This window comes from Mesorhizobium sp. LSJC269B00 (assembly GCF_000502815.1).
Taxonomy (GTDB): Bacteria; Pseudomonadota; Alphaproteobacteria; order Rhizobiales; family Rhizobiaceae; genus Mesorhizobium.
In genome coordinates, this window is the sequence record NZ_AYVN01000008.1 from 78924 (window position 1) to 96702 (window position 17779).

General features: G+C 61.8%; 17 protein-coding genes. 6 read left to right on the forward strand and 11 right to left on the reverse strand.

Going from position 1 to position 17779, the window contains the following annotated elements; all coding sequences use genetic code 11:
• Nucleotide 1 precedes the first annotated feature (1 nt).
• The 3 genes from X771_RS145435 (at nucleotide 2) to X771_RS145425 (ending at nucleotide 2149) form a co-directional block, all read left to right on the forward strand.
• The gene (locus X771_RS145435; protein WP_023684788.1) at nucleotides 2-679 is read left to right on the forward strand and encodes an amino acid ABC transporter permease; all 678 of its coding nucleotides are present in this window, start codon (nucleotides 2-4) and stop codon (nucleotides 677-679) included.
• Entirely contained in the window at nucleotides 676-1350 is a 675-nt protein-coding gene (locus X771_RS145430; protein WP_023684787.1) for an amino acid ABC transporter permease, read from the forward strand. The genes X771_RS145435 and X771_RS145430 overlap by 4 nt, the downstream gene beginning before the upstream one ends.
• A gap of 70 nt (nucleotides 1351-1420) precedes the next feature.
• The gene (locus tag X771_RS145425; RefSeq protein WP_023670319.1) at nucleotides 1421-2149 is read left to right on the forward strand and encodes an amino acid ABC transporter ATP-binding protein; all 729 of its coding nucleotides are present in this window, start codon (nucleotides 1421-1423) and stop codon (nucleotides 2147-2149) included.
• Nucleotides 2150-2357: 208 nt separating this feature from the next.
• On the opposite strand, the gene X771_RS145420 is transcribed toward X771_RS145425, so the two are convergent.
• The 9 genes from X771_RS145420 to X771_RS145380 form a co-directional block, all read right to left on the reverse strand.
• Complete coding sequence (locus X771_RS145420) at nucleotides 2358-3425, reverse strand: cyclic nucleotide-gated potassium channel (protein WP_023689038.1); 1068 nt, start codon at nucleotides 3423-3425, stop codon at nucleotides 2358-2360.
• 146 nt (nucleotides 3426-3571) lie between these two features.
• Complete coding sequence (locus tag X771_RS145415) at nucleotides 3572-4642, reverse strand: adenylate/guanylate cyclase domain-containing protein (protein ID WP_023689039.1); 1071 nt, start codon at nucleotides 4640-4642, stop codon at nucleotides 3572-3574.
• A gap of 3 nt (nucleotides 4643-4645) precedes the next feature.
• Entirely contained in the window at nucleotides 4646-5140 is a 495-nt protein-coding gene (locus tag X771_RS145410) for a Rab family GTPase (RefSeq protein ID WP_023689040.1), read from the reverse strand.
• Between the two features lie 11 nt (nucleotides 5141-5151).
• Entirely contained in the window at nucleotides 5152-7830 is a 2679-nt protein-coding gene (locus X771_RS145405) for an OmpA family protein (protein ID WP_027048849.1), read from the reverse strand.
• A gap of 7 nt (nucleotides 7831-7837) precedes the next feature.
• Nucleotides 7838-8503, reverse strand: coding sequence for a hypothetical protein (locus tag X771_RS145400; protein ID WP_023670314.1), 666 nt, complete (start codon nucleotides 8501-8503; stop codon nucleotides 7838-7840).
• A gap of 196 nt (nucleotides 8504-8699) precedes the next feature.
• Nucleotides 8700-9101 (reverse strand): GFA family protein, encoded by a 402-nt coding sequence (locus X771_RS145395; protein WP_023689042.1) that lies wholly within the window; start codon nucleotides 9099-9101, stop codon nucleotides 8700-8702.
• A gap of 21 nt (nucleotides 9102-9122) precedes the next feature.
• The gene (locus X771_RS145390) at nucleotides 9123-10181 is read right to left on the reverse strand and encodes a Gfo/Idh/MocA family oxidoreductase (protein WP_023689043.1); all 1059 of its coding nucleotides are present in this window, start codon (nucleotides 10179-10181) and stop codon (nucleotides 9123-9125) included.
• A 103-nt stretch (nucleotides 10182-10284) separates the two neighbouring features.
• On the reverse strand, nucleotides 10285-11070 hold the full coding sequence (locus X771_RS145385) for a ThuA domain-containing protein (protein ID WP_023689044.1): 786 nt from the start codon (nucleotides 11068-11070) through the stop codon (nucleotides 10285-10287).
• Between the two features lie 215 nt (nucleotides 11071-11285).
• On the reverse strand, nucleotides 11286-12800 hold the full coding sequence (locus tag X771_RS145380; protein ID WP_023805630.1) for a DUF2778 domain-containing protein: 1515 nt from the start codon (nucleotides 12798-12800) through the stop codon (nucleotides 11286-11288).
• Nucleotides 12801-13330: 530 nt separating this feature from the next.
• On the opposite strand from X771_RS145380, the gene X771_RS145375 reads away from it, so the two are divergent.
• From X771_RS145375 to X771_RS1000000166975, 3 genes are all read left to right on the forward strand, one after another.
• Nucleotides 13331-13882, forward strand: coding sequence for a cytochrome c (locus X771_RS145375; RefSeq protein WP_027048847.1), 552 nt, complete (start codon nucleotides 13331-13333; stop codon nucleotides 13880-13882).
• Nucleotides 13883-14009: 127 nt separating this feature from the next.
• On the forward strand, nucleotides 14010-14432 hold the full coding sequence (locus X771_RS145370) for a hypothetical protein (RefSeq protein ID WP_023684778.1): 423 nt from the start codon (nucleotides 14010-14012) through the stop codon (nucleotides 14430-14432).
• A 237-nt stretch (nucleotides 14433-14669) separates the two neighbouring features.
• Nucleotides 14670-14831 (forward strand): FCD domain-containing protein, encoded by a 162-nt coding sequence (locus X771_RS1000000166975; RefSeq protein ID WP_023689048.1) that lies wholly within the window; start codon nucleotides 14670-14672, stop codon nucleotides 14829-14831.
• A gap of 324 nt (nucleotides 14832-15155) precedes the next feature.
• Here the strand turns inward: X771_RS1000000166975 and X771_RS145365 are convergent, their stop codons facing one another.
• Both X771_RS145365 and X771_RS145360 read right to left on the reverse strand, forming a co-directional pair.
• On the reverse strand, nucleotides 15156-16088 hold the full coding sequence (locus tag X771_RS145365; RefSeq protein ID WP_023689049.1) for a dimethylarginine dimethylaminohydrolase family protein: 933 nt from the start codon (nucleotides 16086-16088) through the stop codon (nucleotides 15156-15158).
• A gap of 19 nt (nucleotides 16089-16107) precedes the next feature.
• Nucleotides 16108-17709 (reverse strand): peptidase M20, encoded by a 1602-nt coding sequence (locus X771_RS145360; protein WP_031193513.1) that lies wholly within the window; start codon nucleotides 17707-17709, stop codon nucleotides 16108-16110.
• Nucleotides 17710-17779: the final 70 nt, after the last annotated feature.

Here is a 17779-nt window from a genome sequence, read left to right on the forward strand (position 1 = left end):
CATGCTCGAAAATTTCAGCTTCCGCACCATCGTCGAATATCTGCCGCTGTTCGGGCAGGGTCTGATCACGACCGTGTGGCTGTCGGCGCTGTCCTTTGCGGGCGCGCTGGCCGTCGGCATCGTGCTCGCCGCCATGAACCTGCAGCGCGGCCAGCTGTTTCGCGTGCTGGCCAAGGGCTATATCGATGCCGTGCGCGCCACGCCGTTGCTGGCGCAGCTCTACTTCCTCTATTTCGGCCTGCCGCGTCTCGGCTTCGTCCTGCCCGAGCTGGTCGTCGGCATCATCGCTCTGTCGCTGAACAGCGGCGCCTATGTCGCGGAAATCATCCGCGCCGGCATCCTGTCGATCCCGCGCGGCCAGGTCGAGGCCGGCGTCGCCTCGGGGATGACCTATGTCCAGCGCATGCGCCTGGTCATCCTGCCGCAAGCCTTCAAGGTGACGATCCCGCCGCTGCTCGGCCAGGCGATCGTGCTGGTCAAGGATTCCGCGCTTTTGTCGCTGATCTCGGTTTCCGAACTGACGCGCGCCGGCCAGTTGCTGGCGTCCGACCGCTTCATGCCGGCGGAAGGTTTCATCACCATCGCCGCCTTCTATCTGCTGCTCTATTACGGCCTCAAAGGACTGGCGGGGCTGTCCAGTCGCTGGCTCGGTCTGCAGCCGGCAAGGAGCAGCACATGATCTGGCAACAGCTGCAAAGCCTGGCCGGCAGCTACCCCCTCGCCTTGCGCGGCCTTGGCATGACCGTGATGCTGTCGGCGATCAGCCTGGTGCTGGGCACGCTGCTTGGCTTCGGCCTCGGCATATTGCGCACCGGCGGCAACCGGCTGATCTCGAGCGTGATCGGGGCCTGGGTCGACCTGATCCGCGGCACGCCGTTCCTGGTGCAGATCTTTCTGATCTTCTTCATCCTGCCGGAATTCGGCATCGAGCTCGATGCCTTCACCGCCGGCATCATCGCGCTCACCAACCTCGCCGCGTGCTTCATCTGCGAGATCGTCGCCGCCGGCATCCGCTCGGTGCCGACCGGCCAGGTTGAGGCAGCTCTGGCGTCCGGCCTGTCGCGCTGGCAACGCATGCGCCAGGTGGTGCTGCCGCAGGCGATGCGCATCGTGCTGCCGCCGCTGGTCGGGCAATATGTACTGTTGATCAAGGATTCTTCCGTCGTCTCGGCGATCGGGCTGACCGACCTCACCCGCGTCGGCTGGCTGGTGGTGCAGCGTGTGCCCAACGGCCTGCTGGTCTTCTTCCTGGTCGGCGTCGGCTATTTCGTCGTCTGCTATCCGCTGATCATGCTCGCCCGCCGGCTGGAGCGCCGCATGGGCGCGGCGCATGGCGAGGTGCAGCTGTGACATCGAACCCAAAGGGCTGACCGCCATGACCAATCCAAGCCCGACCAAGACAAACCTGACCAAAACGGGCATGATCGACTTTCGCGGCGTCAACAAATGGTTCGGCTCGCTCAATGTGCTGAAGGACATCACGCTCAGCGTCGAGCCGCGCGAAGTGGTCGTCGTCTGCGGCCCAAGTGGTTCGGGCAAGTCGACGCTGATCCGCTGCATCAACGGCCTGGAAGCGATCAAGGATGGCGACCTCGTCGTCGACGGCCAGCGCCTCGGCGACCCCGCCACCAACATGACGCAGCTGCGCACCGAGATCGGCTTCGTCTTCCAGTCGTTCAACCTCTACCCGCACAAGACGGCGCTGGAAAACGTCACGCTGGCGCCGATCCATGTGCGCAAGATCCCCCGCGCCGAGGCCGAGCAGGCCGGGCGCGACTTGCTGGCCAAGGTCGGCCTCGCCGACAAGGTCAACGCCTACCCGTCACAGCTGTCCGGCGGCCAGCAGCAGCGTGTGGCCATCGCGCGCTGCCTCGGCATGCGCCCCAAGATCATGCTGTTTGACGAACCGACCTCGGCGCTCGATCCCGAGATGATTTCCGAAGTGCTCGACGTCATGGTCGCGGTGGCCGAGGAAGGCATGACCATGATGGTGGTAACGCACGAAATGGGCTTTGCCCGCAAGGTGGCGCAGCGCGTGGTGTTCATGGACGCCGGCGCCATCGTCGAAAGCGGCACGCCGGAAGCGTTTTTCTCCGACCCGAAGACCGACCGCAGCCGGGCTTTTCTAAGCAAGATTCTAAGGCATTAGAGTTTAGCCAAAGCCGGTCGTCCGAAAGGCCGCGGGGCAGGAACTGTCGACGCACAGCGCCAAACAACGAGCCGCCGGTAGAGTGGATCGGCTACGTTTAGGTCTCCGGCTACGCCTCTGGGACCTTCCACGTGCCGTCCAGAACCTTCGCGCGTGGTCGATAGAGCCGTACCATCCAGTTCCAGCCGGGCCACCATCGGCTGTACGGTCAAGCCACCGGCGCCGCGCCGCGCCGCTCGAGCGCGGTCCTGCGGATGATTTCCGCGATTTCCGGGCTGCTGCTGCACAGCATCTGGAAATCCGCCGCGTGCAGCGACAGGAGTGAGACAGAAGTTGCGGCAGTGACGGTCGCCATACGCGGTTCGCCGCTGATCAGCGCCATCTCGCCGAAGAAGGCGCCAGGGCCAAGCTCCACCGGGTTGGGCGTCGCGACGCTGACGCGGCCCTCCACGACGAAGAACATCCGATCACCGGTCTCGCCACTGCGGCAGATCACGGCGCCCGCCGGCACCGTGCGAGGCCTTAACGCGCGCACGATCTCGACCAGCGTGGCCGGGCCAAGCTTCTGAAACAACGGAACGCCGGCAATCAATTGCCAATTGCGGACGAAATCCTCGCGACGGACTTCTTGATAAAAGCCGGAGGCAAGAATGCCGGCCCAGAGCCCGAAGATGCCGATGCCACACATCATGACAGCCCCGGCAAGGACGCGGCCGGCGAAGCTTTGCGGAATGTCGTCGCCATAGCCGGTAGTGGACAGCGTGACCACCGCCCACCACATTGTCTCGGGGATGCTGCCGAACTTTTCCGGTTGGACGTCGCGCTCGATGACATAGGCCGCGAGTGCGACACCGAACAGAACCAGGCCGAAGACCGTGGTGACGCCGACCAGGTTGCGCGCTTCGTTGGCCAGAACCCTGCCAAGCAGCGGGAAGAAGGTCGAGTCGCGCAGCGGCTTCAGCAGCCAGACAGCACAGTAGAGGCTCCGGTCGGGCGTGCCGTCGAGCAGAAATGCGGCGACTGGAACCAAAACCGCGAGCACATCGATCGCGATTGCCGGCGTCCTGTCCCTGAGGTCTCCCGCCCAGCGCTTGAGCAGGGTCTCAGCCATCTGCAGAAGATAGGCGGCCCAAATGACAGCGAGCACGGCAGCCAGAAGCAGTCTGCTTCGTCCGGACATGTTCGGCATCGTGAGCGCAGCCACCGCCAGAAGCCCAGGCGCAGCCAGCACCGCGTTTAGCGGCGCGTAAATTCTCAAGAAAGGCAGTACCGACATTCTATGCCCACCAGCGGCCACTGTGCTCCAGAATAGATGCCTTCCGGGCAAGCGCAAAGGGTGCTTTGCGATCGCAAGATCTGGTCACGCCAACTCCTGTCGGGCGCCCGCTATCGGCGCTCCACGGTCGCACTGCAGGCGACGGATCAGCTCGGGAGCCGCCACATTCGCACGCGACCCGCACCGCGCAATTCCGTTTCCTCGAGTGGGTCGCAAGCAAATTTCGGTCCAAGCAGCTGGTAAGTTGCATCGGAAATACGGATTTCATCGGGCTCCGCGGACGTTTGAATACGCGAGGCGAGATTAACGGTCTCACCCCACAGGTCATAAGCGAACCGCCTCTTGCCTATGACGCCGGCGACGATCGGTCCTGAGTGAATTCCAATTCTCAGCCTTATCGGCTCTCCTGCGAAGCGTTCCCGCTTGACCGCTTTGCGCAGCTCAATCGCATAGCGCGTGAGGGCCTTTGCATGATCGGATCGCGCCGTGGGCAGGCCGGCGACCACCATCACACAATCGCCAATTGTTTTGATCTTTTCGCAGCCGTATCGCTCAGAGAGCCGATCCGCCGCCTTGAAGAAGTAGTTTAATATAGCGAGCGTCGTCACCGCTCCGACGCTGCGCGCTCGTTCCGTAAAACCGACGATGTCGGCAAAAAGCACACTCACCTCTGCGTGGTTGTCGGCAATTTTCTTTTGCGCTTTCAATCGCTCCGCGATCGAGGCCGGGAGAATGTTGAGGAGCAGGTTTTCGGCGCGCTGATATTCACGCGCCAATCCCTCCTGGCTCTTCCTCAACGCCTCGTTCGTCGATTGCAATTTTTCGTTGAGTTGACGCTCCCTCTCTTGCAGGAGCGTCATTTCATAGGCCTTCTGTTGAAGCCGCTGCCTGTTGTCTCGTTCGGCAGTGGCGTCCAGAAAAAGCAGCCACACGAACGCATTGTCAGCAAAAAAATGGAGGTCGGCGACACGCCCGCCGGGCAGTTCAACCATGTCCATGCGAAACGGAAGCTCCGGGCAAGGCAGCAAACCCTCCATGAATTCAAGCTGCTCGGCAACAGGCTTGCCGATGCGAAGTGATGACAGCCCGTAATGTTCAACATTACCGCCCTTGGCAGCTATGCAAAGCTCAGGGTCGATTTTCAGATAAGCGACAGCGTGCCCGTCGAAGAAGAAATTGAAAAACCAATTTCTGACTTCTTTTGGCAATTCATGCATGGTCTATTTGGTGACCATCAAGGCAAGTTGACGAAAGGCGTCATCTACCTGCTCGCCCGAGAGCGCACTTGTTAGATAGATTTGCCATCCACGTTGCCTCAACTCGTTGATCTCACGATCCGATATCGCCCACCGATCGGCCAGATCGGACTTGTTGAACAGCAATACGAACGGCATGGCGCCGAATTCGGCCTCGACCCGTTCGCGCAGCGTGAGTGCCACGGCAAGAGTAGCAGCGCGGGTTCCATCGACGACTAGCACGAGCCCGGTTGCACCTCGAACATAGCTGACGCGGAATGAGCCGATATCGTCTTCGCCGGCCAAATCCCACAAAATCAGATCCACGGTTTTGTCCGGCAGCGCGACGCTCTTCTTGTCGATTTTCACTCCAACGGTGGTCAAGTAGGTTTCTGAGAAGATGCTCTGCACAAACCTGCGGACCAGACTCGTCTTTCCGACAGCGAAACCGCCCAGCATGCAGATCTTTTTTTGCAACATGTTGAGCTCCGCTAGTCCAGGTTTACGGTAATCGAAACCCGGCGATTGGTGGAGCTACCGGTTAGACTGTTTTCAGGTACAGCCGGCTCAAAAGTGCCCGCGCCCCGAACCAGCAGCAATTCGGGAGCGACGCCCCGCTTGTTGAGAAGCGCACGAACTGTCTCGGCGCGGGCGGCGCTGATCGACGCGTTGGCCGTCTCACGGCCCGTGGTGTCCGAATGCCCGGTCAACATGAACCGCGCCGTTACGCCGGAATTGCGGGCACTCTGGGCGAATTCCTTTATTTGATCCGCCAACCTGTCGAGAACCGGCGTCTGCTCCGGTCCCGGCACAACCTTGCCGGAAGAGAAGAAAATATCGGTCGTCTGGATGGCCTGCCTCAAATGATTAAGTTCTGCAAGGTTCAGCTCACGCAGTTGCGAGACATCCAGAACCACTCCGTCCGCCGAAAGTTGTTCAGCGGCGGCCCGCGCGCGGTTGATCCAGCCGGCAGGAGCCTCACCCACGGCCACGATGCGACCCTGGATGATCGAGAGCTGAACGGTTTTCGGCGGGGACAGCGCCGCCGTCAGCCGCTTCACCACAAACTTCGGATCAAGGCTCTGATAGAATTGCCACTGTGCATGAACGCGGGCAGGATCAACGTCCGTTCCGGAGAGCAGGGCTTGCGGGTCGGCGGCAAGCGGGTCTCTCAAGCCGGAAATGTAGAAATGTCCGCCCCTCGCGCTTTGTTGGGCGACGATGATTCCCGATTGGGCCTCAAGTCGCGACACATAATACTGCCAGTGCTCCGCCGCGCGTGCTTCGGGGCTCACGTCACGAACCTTGGAGATGTCGAATTCGGGTCCGCCTGCCGAAAGCTGCCGGGCCGCCGCGCGCGCGCGATCGATCCAGGTGTCTGGAGCCTCACCCTCGGCAACGATGCGATCATCGACGATCGAAAGTCGTACTGTATCCGGCGGATACAGCGACGCCGTCAGCCGCTTCAGCACGAACTCCGGCTCAAGGCTCTGATAGAACTGCCACTGCGCATGAACCCGGGCGGGATCGACCTCTGTTCCCGACAACAGCGACTGCGGATCGGCGCCAAGCGGGTCTCGCAGGCCGGCAATATAGAATTGGCCGTCGCTTATCTTTTGGTCTGCAACGATGATGCCCGGCTGGGTCTCCAGTCGCGACACATAGGCGTGCCAGCGCTCCGCCTCGCGCACTTGGGGACTTACGTCACGAACCCCCGAGATATCGAAGACCGGCCCGCCTGCCGAAAGCTGCTGGGCCGCCGCGCGCGCCCGGCTGATCCAGGTGTCGGGAGCCTCACCCTCGGCGACGATGCGGCCATCGACAATCGAAAGTCGCACTGAATCCGGCGGAGCCAGCGACGCCGTCAGCCTCTTCAGCACGAACTCCGGCTCAAGGCTCTGATAAAATTGCCATTGCGAATGAACCCCGGCCGGATCGACTCCCGTGCCTGACAACAGCGACCGCGGGTCGACGGCAAGCGGGTCCCTCAGGCCGGCAATATAGAACTGGCCATCGCGTACCTGCTGTTCGGCAACGATGATGCCCGGCTGGGCCTCCACTCGCGACACGTAAGCCTGCCAGCGCGACACGTAAGCCTGCCAGCGCTGCGCTGATTGCCAGGAAAGAAAGTACCAAACGCCTGCCAGACTCAAGAGCAACAGGGCAACGGCCGCCACCAGCCACGGAAATCCGTCGTTTGATTCCTCTTGCTTGAGCTCGACGCAGGTCTGCAACTGCGCCTCTACGGAGGCCAGCTGCGAACCGTCGCCGTCGAACTGCTCTAAAGCCTCTGAGGATTGCTCATGGATGCGAAGCAACACATCGCGAACGATTTCATGCAATTCCTCCGGCGGATTTCCCCGGATCACCGAAACCAGTGTCGCAAACGGTCCAACTTCCGACCAGAGACGAAGCTCGCCGAAACGGATTGTGTCCAGGCCGCTCTGCTCTTTCTCGTTAAATGAGTCTTTTACAAAATCCTGAATCGCACTGAGCATCGAAGAAATGAGCTGAGGATCTTCGCTCGTCGCATTGTCGGCAGTTACATGCGCTATCAAAAGGCCGGAATTCCGATGAATGAGAAAGGCATGTTCCACACGGTAGACAAGGGAATGCTTCAGAACAACTGCGGAGAAGCTTGCCCCTGTTCTCCAGGCTTCAAGTCTCCACTTGAGCCCGTGCCAGGTGAATATGTGCCTTAGAGTTTCATTCAGCGACTGAAAGGTCTGGTCGATCTTTTCGCCGATCGACTTGCGAATTGCCGGCAGAAACACCGGGTACAATATGTCCGTCAGCGTGCGCGGGCTCTTCTGGATCGACCGTTGCACAGCCCGTTCGACAGCTGGCGCAAGCGCCTCGCCGAGTTGCGCGTAAGGCGCTCGTCCGGCAGCACTGGGAAGAACGTCGCCCACGGCCGCCGCAAGCTGCTCGGGTTCGTCGAGCAGATGCGTGACGCGTGAAAGCTCGGAGATTTCGCGGCTGACCAGCAACTGCCGCAGCGTTTCCATGCGCGGATCGGCGGTTGGAACCGCCTCGAACTGCGCACGGTAGTCCGGATCAACGTTCCGGGCAATTTCGATCAAAAGACGAGCCAGAGCCTCGCGATCAATCTCTGTATCGTTCGAGGCTGTTCTTTGCGGAAGGTTGAATGGGTCGACGGTGGACGTCAAGGTCCCATCAACTCACTTTCCAGCTACGGTCCGAGTTGCTCTTGCTCCCGACGGGATCCTGATTGAGACACTTTGCAACCTCGACAAACAGGCCAGCCAAAAGATTTCGGTCGGTCTTGACGTTGCTGAGGTCGGCAAACATCTTCTCGATCAGCATCTGAACGCCTTCATTCTTCTGCTTGATTTCCTCACGCAGCAAATGATCGTTTCGATTTATCCGGTCCGAAACGTCGCGCTCGAGCGCGCTCAACTGATCCGACAACGTGCGCACCTGCTTTTCAAGAGCCTGGTTTTGCTCGCGAAGATTCCGGTCGATCTCTTTGTCGGCATCGGCTCGTGAATCTTTTTCGCTCCGTAATTGCCCTGCAAGCGAATCGATCTGCTTCTTTGCATTCGACTCGTACATTTCGAGATTGCGCTTGGCCTCGGACTCGACATCCTTGAAGCGCTGCAACACCCGTTCTTCAAGCTTGGAAAAACGGCGGTCATAGTCCTGCATCTGGTTGCCGAACAGCAGGTCACGGATCTTGTCGACACCGACGGCGTCGCCGGCGGTTCCGTTTTCGCGAGCCTGAACTCCCATGAAGTTCAGCCCGTTTCCTTCTGTGTTACCTATCAGATTTACGTCCGCCTTCTTTTCTGAAGAAGCGGAATTCGAAGATTCCTTAGCCATCCATATACCCCCATTGAACACATGCCGTCAGGTAAGCATGTCAGCAATCGGGCCGCAAGCCGGATTCGTCTTGACTTATGCCTATTCATGGGGCAGCCGAGCGCGATGGCTAACGGCCCGGCAATGGCAATCAGGGGCGATGCCCTCTTGAAGGCGCGGAGCGTGCGGACGGTTCCGGGTATCCAAAAAGCGGCCTTCAGTCGAACGTCGCCAGCGGCTCGGCATTGATCTCGACCCACTCACAGCGCCGGCTTTCGTGGTAAAAAGACTGAAATGGCGGCGGGAACGACGGGTCGGCGAAGGCGCCGACGGGAATGGCGATCACGCCGGGTTGCGTGTCGATGCGATAGTGGACGGCGGCGCCGCACTCCGGACAGAAATTGTAGATGACGCGGCCGCCCTCGTCGCCGGTGCGCGTGAACTGCTTCGCCCGCCCCTCGATCGATACATCAGCTTGCGCAAACCGGACATTGTAGCTGAAGGCACTGCCGGTGCGGCGCTTGCAGTCGAGGCAGTGGCAGACCGAGATGCGCACCGGCTCGCCCGAACAGACGGCTGAAAGCTGGCCGCAGAGACATTGCGCGCGGCGCGAGACCATAGTTTCTTCCTCCCCTTCACATCACTGCGTATCGGCGCTGGCCCTCAGTTCCGTCCGCTTCTGTTCCGAAACCATGGCCAGATCCAGCACCTTCTGCAGTTCGGCGGCATGGTGGAATGAAGGCTCGGCCTGCACGCCGCTGCGAACCGCATCGACGAAGCGCTGGTAATTGGTCGGCACCGTGCCGGCGTCGAGCACCTGCCATTTGGCGTTCTCGATACCCCCGCCGACACACGCCTTCAGTTCCGAACCCTCGAGATTGTGCACGACTTCGATGCCGCCCTTGTCGCCATAGATGCGCAGGCGCAATTCGTTGATGTGGCCGGTCGCCCAGCGGGTGGCGTGAACGACGCCAAAGGCGCCGTTGGAGAAATCCAGCGTCATGGCGAAGCTGTCATTGGCGTCGAGGTCGTATTCGCCGATACGGTTGCCTGGCGCCTTGTCGAAGGTGCGCAGCCGGCAAAACACGTGGTCGACATCGAGTGCGGCGCCATAGCTAGCGAAATCGAGGATGTGGATGCCGACATCGCCGAGCACGCCGTTGGAGCCGTGGTCGCGCGACAGCCGCCACAGCCATTTCGGGTCGGTGCGCCAGTCGCCCCAGAATTTCGAGACCAGCCAGCTCTGTAGATAGGAGGACTCGACGTGGCGGACGGTGCCGATCTCGCCGGCCAGCACCATCTGCCGCGCCTTCTGCAAGGCAGCGACATTGCGATAGGTGAGATTGACCATGTTGACGATGCCGGCGGCCTCAGCCGCTTTGGCCATCTCGCTTGCCTTGCCGAAGTCTTCGGCCAGCGGCTTTTCGCACAGCACCGGCTTGCCGGCCGCGATCAGCGCCATGGTGGTCGGGTGGTGAATGCGGTCGGGCGTGACGTTGGCGACCGCATCGAACTCGCCCCACGCCAGCGCGTCTTCCAGCGATGTGAATCGCTTCGGTATCTTGAACCCGTCGGCAAATTCGCCAACGCGCTTTTCATCGACGTCGACAGCACCGACGATCTCGACGCCGTCGATACCGCCGAAGCGGCGGGCATGCTCCTGCGCCATCCAGCCGGTACCCAGTATCAAAAGCCGCATTCTCTGCACTCCGAGCGAATTGGTTCGATTCAATCATATGGCGCAGATACGGTCTAGGAAACCCATGCGGAAAACCGCTACGCCTTTTTTCCTGGATTTTGCTTTAGCGGAAGCCGGCCTCGCCCGAAGCGTGCAGCTTGCCGCCGCGCTCGACGATCGGCTCCAGCGCCTTCTCGACCGGCACGTTCGGCGCCTCGAGGATCGCCGACTTGGTGCCCTGCGGATTGTGCGCCCACTTAACCGCATTGCGCAGCACCTTGTGCACATTGGCGTCGTGATAGGTCGGATAGGTCTCGTGGCCCGGGCGGAAGTAGAAGACATTGCCGGCGCCGCGGCGATAGGTCAGCCCAGAACGGAACACCTCGCCGCCCTGGAACCAGGAGATGAAGACGGTCTCCAGCGGTTCGGGCACGGCGAACTGCTCGCCATACATTTCTTCATTCTCGAGCTCGAAATATTCGCCGACGCCTTCGGCGATCGGATGGCTGGGACTGGTCGCCCAGAGCCGCTCGCGCTCACCCGCCTCGCGCCATTTCAGCGTGCAGGGCGTGCCCATCAGCCGCTTGAAGATTTTCGAGAAATGGCCGGAATGGAGAACGATCAGCCCCATGCCTTCAAAGACCCGGCGGGCGACGCGCTCGACGATCTCGTCGGCAACGGCGCCATGGTCCTTGTGGCCCCACCAGACCAGCACGTCGGTCTCGGCCAAGCGCGCCTCGGGCAGGCCATGCTCGGGCTGTTCGAGCGTGGCGGTCGAGGCGGAGATCGCCTCGTCGGCATTCAGCGCCTTGGCGATGGTCGTGTGCATGCCCTCGGGATAGAGGGCTGCGACCACCTCATTGGTCCGCTCATGGATGTTCTCGCCCCAAACGACAGCGCGTATTGTCATGATGTCCTCGTGGTGAAGCCGACCCGCAGGGGTCAGTCATAATCTGCCTGGGGGTCAAAAGGGAATAGGCAGTGGGGAATAGGCAATAGGGGCAGAAAAACAAGGAACAGGCGATGGACGCTCCTGGGCCCTACTGCCTACTGCCTACTGCCTACTGCCTACTGCCTACTGCCTACTGCCTACTGCCTACTGCCTACTGCCTACTGCCTACTGCCTTACGCTCCCCGGCCTTCCTGAGCGACCCGCGTCAGCGGCTTGGTCAGGCGCGGCACGACGACGAGGCGCTTGATCTTGCCTTTCTTGTAGGCGGCAAGGAAGCGGGCGTAGTCCTTGAAGACGACGCAGCCATTGGACTCCGCACGGCCGCCGCGCAGCATGTAGGTGTGGGCGAGCAGGCCGTCGCGACCGTACTTGTTGCCGCCGCTGACGGGAGTGAGACGGAGCGCCTCGACGCCATGGAAGCGGGATTCTCGAAGACGCAGATCATAGGTGTTGGGCGGCGTCGGGCCGACATTCTTCTTGTGCACGAAGCGCGGCTGGTCGACCATCGAACCCAGCCCCGAATGGGCCTCCAGCCGCGAGCCGTCCGGCATGTAGACGGTCTTGGCCGAGATATCGTAGACGGCGACGCCGCCGCCCATTCCGGGCGTGGCGAACAGATCCTTGAAGGCGCGACCGACACCGCCCGCCGGGACGTCCGGCTTGGCATAGGCCAGCATCTCGCCGGCCTGTGTCTTCGACCGTTTGCCAGGCTTGATCCGGCTTGATTGGATGCTCTGGCTGTCTGGCACGCCAGGCAGTGCGGCGACCTCCGAAGTACTGCGTGGCGAGCGCGGCGACGAATTGCCCGGCGACTGGGGTGCGGGGCTCTCGGGCGTCCTGTCGGTCTGTGGCTTGGCTGCCCTGGGCTTGCTGGCTTGCCGAGCCTCGGCAGGCTGAGCGGTTTCGGCCCGTGGACGCCAACCGGGCAACGCAATGTTGTCGGGCAGATCGTCCTGCGGCGGCAGCGAAGCGACCTGAACCTCGGCCTGCTCAGGATCCTGCCCTCCGGCGATTGCTTCAACGGCCGGCGGCGGGGCCAGCATGTCAGCGTCTTCCGGCAAGCTGTTGGCCAGCGCCAGCGCCAGGCGCGATGAGCGTTCGATCTCAGCCACTTCCGGCCCAAAGCGTTCCGAGGCCGGGCCATGCTGATCGGGCAGCCGGACTTCGGCGAAACGGGCAGCGACCGGAAGGCTGGCAAGCATGAAGGGCGCATTCGAGGCCTTGGCGAAGGCGGCAGCCAGCTTTTGCGGCGACAGCTCTGCCTTGGCCACCACGCCGTCGAAGCGCATGCCGCGCGAAGTGGCGAGAGCGACGCTGGTGTTTGGCGCAATGTTTGAGGCGACACTGCTCGGGGCCACAGCGGGCGTGGCCGGCTTCAGCCGCGCCATCTTGCCGTCATGCGCGAAGTTCGCGGCGGCATGCGCGCAGCCGGCGTCGCATTGGCTGAGCAGCGAGGCCTGTGATTTTTGCGCCGAAAGCCGCGGCGCCCACGAATTGGCGAGGCTGCGGCGCGAATCGGCAAGTGCTGCGTTCGGCAGAAGCAGACTGTGCGGAAGGCTGTTGGAGGCTGCGGTGAGGGAGGCGCCGAGCGAATAGAGGCCGGCCATGGTTGCCACGGACCACAGCGCCAAGGCCGCGCCGACAACCGGCACCACCACCCAGCGCTGGCCGGATCTCTTCGAAGTCAAACCCCGTTCAGGAGTGTCGCCCCGGTCTTTCAAACGCAAAAACGCCATACAACCACTCTCAATCGGCATGCAGGCTTGCGACCCTCGCATCCGTGACATCCACAGTTCGCTGGTGCCCCCTGCACATTTCGCGTCTGTTGCCGATTGAATCAAAAGATGGACAAAGTTGGTTAACCAATCCCTCCATCAGCCACCGATTATGCGGCGCCTGATACGAAAAAAAGAGCACTCCATGGTCTGCGCCACGGTAGAATGCTCTCCCTCACCCCCGCCTTGCTGCCCGTTTTTGCGATCCAAGTCAAGGAAACGCTGCGTCAGCTTGCTGCAAGCCTGTGCTGATTGCCCGCTGATCGGCCTTCTTAATCAGTTGACCTTCCGGTGGCTGGAAGGTCTATCTGCTCAGAGACGGAGACCTCCGGCGACGGAAATTTACCGATGAGAACCGGCATCACGACCGAAGAATCCGACTGCAGGTCGAACCCCTGCCGCGGCTGGCTGAGCACGGATGGATGGGGCAAGGACATGGCGCCGTGAGATGGACTGTGAAAGCGGCGCTGCTGTGGCTGGTCTGTGCCCTTACGATGGGCGCCTCCGTCGGCAGCGGACCGATCGTCGCGGCCCGCCAGGCGTCGATGAAGGAGATGGCGGCGGCTGCGAAAACCATTGCCGGCATGTTCGACCGCAGGCAAGCCTATGACGCGGCAGCCTTCAAGGCGGCAGCGGACACGCTGCGCGCGCGCACCGGCCCTGCCCTGATTGCCGAATTTCCGAGCGGCTCGCTTGGACCGCCTTCGCAGGCCAGGCTGGAGATCGATCAGTCACGGGCGGAATTCGAGGCCCTGGCAAATCATATCGGAACGCTGGCCGACGCTCTGGCCGCCAAGGCCGAAAGCGCGCCGGCCGTCATCACCGATGACATGCGCATGGGCACCGGCCTGGCGATGGGCGGCGGCAGCCTGCTCGGCAAGCGCTCGATTCCAGAGGAAGCCGATCCGACCAAACTGCCGGCGGAGCATATCCTGCATCTCATCCTGCAGGATTGCTCGACCTGTCATTCGAAATTCCGGCAAAAGGTACAGTGAGCGACATTATCCGGCGGAGCGTTTCTTGCTGGCCTGCGCCACAGTCACTTTGCATACAAGTAAATTCGTTTGTGCTAATATATCGCGGTCGTGCATATCCATGCATGACGAGCATCGGGAGGATGCAATGAAAACCATGAATCGCAGGTCTGCAATTGCCCTCGGTCTGACGACCGCCGCGGTAGCGCCTTTGTTCACCTTGGCGGCATCGGCAAAAATCAAGAAATACGGCCCGAAAGAGGGCAAGGAGATTGCGCCCGGTGTCAGGGTGGTGGAGGTCGGCACCGGCAATGCTGACATTCCCGCCTACAAGAGCATCGCAATTATCGACGTTGTGTTTCAGCCCGGAGCACATGCTCCTCAAACCGTGATGGACAACGACATGGTGTGCACCATTACCTCAGGTGCATTCACGATCAAGAAAGCGGACAAGGAATTCAAGCTCAAGACGGGTGATATGTACACCTGCTCCAAGGGCAAGACCGATGAAGCGACGAATACAAGCAAGGAGGTCGGCGTGCATCGCATCGCCGTATTGATACCCGCATAGCAGATGGAGTTCCGGCCGGACCACGCCGTCGCGAGTCCGGCCGGCCAGACGAGGCGATCTCGTTCCGTCGTCAGCGCGGCCATCTCACGCCAGCCACTCCCTGATCGCCGAGCGGGCGGGAACGGCGCGCATGTGGTCTTCGCGCTATGGCTTTGTTTGGGCATGATCTTTTGGGAAAGCTGGCTTGGTTTTCAAATCATCGGCTAGGTCGAATGGCTGATCAACCAGCGCATCCACGTGGCCAATACGGAGATCGAAAACCGCAGGAGTTTTGCCGGCCACCAGGCGGTGTTCGAGGCGATCGAGCGCCACGACCCGGAAGCGGCCGGCCAGGCGATGCGCGCGCATCTGGAAAACGCCCGGCGCAAGTTCAATTCAGGGTCGGGAAGACTGGGCTAGCCAGTTGACGCGGCGGCGCTCTGGCGCAAAGCAAAAAGCCCGCCGTTCAAAGCCGGCGGGCTCCCTTCAATCATACAGCGCGATCCGCTCGCCGGTAACCAGGACGACCGAATTTCGGCCTTCAGCGGCTGGTTGCGCTCAGGGGGCGGGCTTCGACGGGTTTGAAGCGACCAGCGATCCGAGTTTGCCGGCTTTGGCCAGACTCGGCTTTTCGTAAGTTTTCTTCACAGAATCCCTCCTCTAATGGCATCAATTTCCTCTGCCAGGCCTGTTTTGTCAAATCTGACAGCAGTCCGTCACAGGTCCCGGCGGCAATTCCTGCCCTTACGCCGGCTCGCGCTTGAGCGCCTGCGCCATGCAGTGAATGCCGCCGCCGGTCTTGGAAATCTCGCTCATGTCGACGGCAGCAACCTCGAAGCCGCGCGCTTTGAGTTGGCCGATCAGCGACTGGCTCGACGTCGGCGCGATCACCCTGTCCTTGCCAAGCGACATGAAGTTGCAGCCGAGCGCCAACGTGTCCTGGAACGGCACGTCGATGATCTCGTGGCCCTTGCCCTTCAGCCAGTCGACGATGCCGGGCTCGGTGCAGGCCAGACACACCGCGGTGAGTTTTTCGGCGATCGGCACCACCATCAGGTCGATATGGACGTAATATTCGTCGATGAAGGCGAGGCGCGTTTCCCAGCCTTCCTTTTCGAACCAGTCCTGCACCTGGCGGGCGCCCTCTTCCTGCGTGCGGGCGCCGCCGCAGCCGATCAGCACCACGCCCTCCTCGATGACGTTGAAGTCGCCGCCTTCGAAGGTGCCAGCCGTGACCATGTCGTAGATCGGGATGCCGAGCTTTTCATAGGTGCGGATGGCGGCATAGTTCTCGCCGCGCCGCCACCAATTGGCCATGGCGGTGATGAAGGCGCCGTAGGGCGTCATGACGCTGGAGTCTCTGGAATAGACCTGCATCGGCAGTTCCGGCGTCGGCTCGTGCCAGTGGATGTTGACGCCGAAATGCTCATAGGCGGCGACGAGGTCCTTGTGCTGCGCCTGGGCGATCTGAACGTTGCAGGGCGCTTCGCGCAAATGCTTGCGCGAGAGCGAGCTGGTCGAGAGGTGGCGCAGGAAGTTTGGCGACCCGAGCAACACGTCTGTCAGCACGTCGGTCTCGTTGGCAAAGCCCCATGATTTCAGCGGCTTGGTGCCGCCGGCGGGATTGCGGCGCTGCAGCGAGAACGGTTCGGCGATGATGCGATCATGGACGGTCATAAGGTTCTCCTCGATTTGACTATGCAGCTTGATTGGATTGGCTGCTCGGAATCCACCAATCGCGTCCGCGCGCGGTGGTGACATATTCCGGCCAGCGGAAATTGATCGGCGGGTCATAGTCGCAAAGCGGCGCGATCCAGTTGGAGCCACCAATGCCGCCGCCGGTGCGGGTGACGAATTCGTCCATGGCCGCATCGCGCGCGGACTTGTCCTCGAGCAGGCGGAGGGCTGCAAGCGCAACCGTCTTGGCGGCGCAAATGACCATCGGGTCGATGGTGGCCGAGATACCGCCCAGCGCGTTCATCGCCCAGGATGGATAGGCATGGCCATTCGCCGAGCGCAGCGCCGGGCGGGCGACATAGAAGCGTGCGGTCGGCGTGTGCCACGACATGTCGGTGTAGTCGTCGGAGGTCGAGTTGATCTGCGACGGAGGCAAATCGCGGCGCAGGATTGCCTCGGCCTCTTGCGGCGCAACCAGCCGCTCCATCTCGTCGATGAAAGGGTTGTCGGTCGCGGTGCCGCCGGCATTGACCTGGACCTCGCGACCGATCGCTTTCGCCGCCTCGTCCCAGCTCGGAGCGCCAACGGTGGACAGCGCCTCATAGGCAATCCCCGCCATGGCGTGATTGGCGAGGCCCGGCCTCGACTTCGACACCCAATGGCGCTCATAGCGACAACCGCTGATCGCCGCGGCCGCGGCCGCATTACGGTCGAGCACCGCGGTGACCTGCTCTGCCATGGCAATGGTCGGCACGCGGATCATGTACTGGATCTCGGCCAGCCCCGCCGGCAGATTGTCGGCGGTCGCCTGCCCGGCGGTGAGGATCGCCTCGCTGATCGACCAGCCGCCCTGGTGAGGCAGCATGGAATCGCGCAGCGCCTTGGAGGTCATGTACATCGTCATCAGCGCGTCATTGGCGCCGGGCGCCCGCACCGCCGAATGCGCCTGCGGGATCGGCGCGCCATCGCTTGCGCGAACCCAGTTTTCGGGTTCGTCGCAGACAAAACGGTAGATCATCGCATAGGCGGCGCCGCAATGCGTGTCCCAGCGCGCCGTGTTGCAGAGCGGCAGCATATAGAAGGGGTGGAAGGAGATCATGCCGGCAAGGCCGTCATAGTAGCCCTTGGCCGCATGGATCGGCTTCGAGCCCCTGACCTTCTCGGCCGGCTCGCCGGTGAAGCGCAACGTCCCCTCGATGCCGTGGCGTTGCATTGCCGCCTTGGTGGCGAGAAGTCCGCCGAGGCCGGCAATGCCAAGCCCGGAATGCGGATCGGTGTGGCCGCCGGCCTCGCTGCCGAGGCCCGGCCGCGATCGCTTCACCGTTGCCGCGTCCTGGCAGTTGCCAGGCACGGCGTCGTATTCGCCGTACATGCCGATGGTCGGCCCCGGGCCATTCGTCCAGTGGGCGCAAAAGGCGGTCGGCATGCCGGCCGACCCTTCCTCGACCGAAAAGCCCTCATGCTTCAGCCGCGCGACATACCAGGCCGCCGACTGGTATTCGCGCCAGGCTGTTTCGCCGAAATCGAAAATGGTGCGCGTCCACGCCGACAGCGACGGCTGGATGCTATCGAGACAGGCAAGCGCGGTGGCTTGCGCCGAGGTCGTCACCGGTTTCTCCATGCGGCCCAAGAAAGCAGTGAAGCGGCATTGCAAAAAGTGATATGTTTTTCCGGTTCATGCAAATTCGGTT

Coding starts and splice junctions, on each gene's coding strand:
- X771_RS145390 (WP_023689043.1), bottom strand. CDS start 10,181: ATGCGGCTTTTGATACTGGGTACCGGCTGGATGGCGCAGGAGCATGCC.
- X771_RS145395 (WP_023689042.1), bottom strand. CDS start 9,101: ATGGTCTCGCGCCGCGCGCAATGTCTCTGCGGCCAGCTTTCAGCCGTC.
- X771_RS145400 (WP_023670314.1), bottom strand. CDS start 8,503: ATGGCTAAGGAATCTTCGAATTCCGCTTCTTCAGAAAAGAAGGCGGAC.
- X771_RS145365 (WP_023689049.1), bottom strand. CDS start 16,088: ATGACCGTCCATGATCGCATCATCGCCGAACCGTTCTCGCTGCAGCGC.
- X771_RS145425 (WP_023670319.1), top strand. CDS start 1,421: ATGATCGACTTTCGCGGCGTCAACAAATGGTTCGGCTCGCTCAATGTG.
- X771_RS145435 (WP_023684788.1), top strand. CDS start 2: ATGCTCGAAAATTTCAGCTTCCGCACCATCGTCGAATATCTGCCGCTG.
- X771_RS145360 (WP_031193513.1), bottom strand. CDS start 17,709: ATGGAGAAACCGGTGACGACCTCGGCGCAAGCCACCGCGCTTGCCTGT.
- X771_RS145420 (WP_023689038.1), bottom strand. CDS start 3,425: ATGTCGGTACTGCCTTTCTTGAGAATTTACGCGCCGCTAAACGCGGTG.
- X771_RS145370 (WP_023684778.1), top strand. CDS start 14,010: ATGAAAACCATGAATCGCAGGTCTGCAATTGCCCTCGGTCTGACGACC.
- X771_RS145410 (WP_023689040.1), bottom strand. CDS start 5,140: ATGTTGCAAAAAAAGATCTGCATGCTGGGCGGTTTCGCTGTCGGAAAG.
- X771_RS145430 (WP_023684787.1), top strand. CDS start 676: ATGATCTGGCAACAGCTGCAAAGCCTGGCCGGCAGCTACCCCCTCGCC.
- X771_RS145385 (WP_023689044.1), bottom strand. CDS start 11,070: ATGACAATACGCGCTGTCGTTTGGGGCGAGAACATCCATGAGCGGACC.
- X771_RS145415 (WP_023689039.1), bottom strand. CDS start 4,642: ATGCATGAATTGCCAAAAGAAGTCAGAAATTGGTTTTTCAATTTCTTC.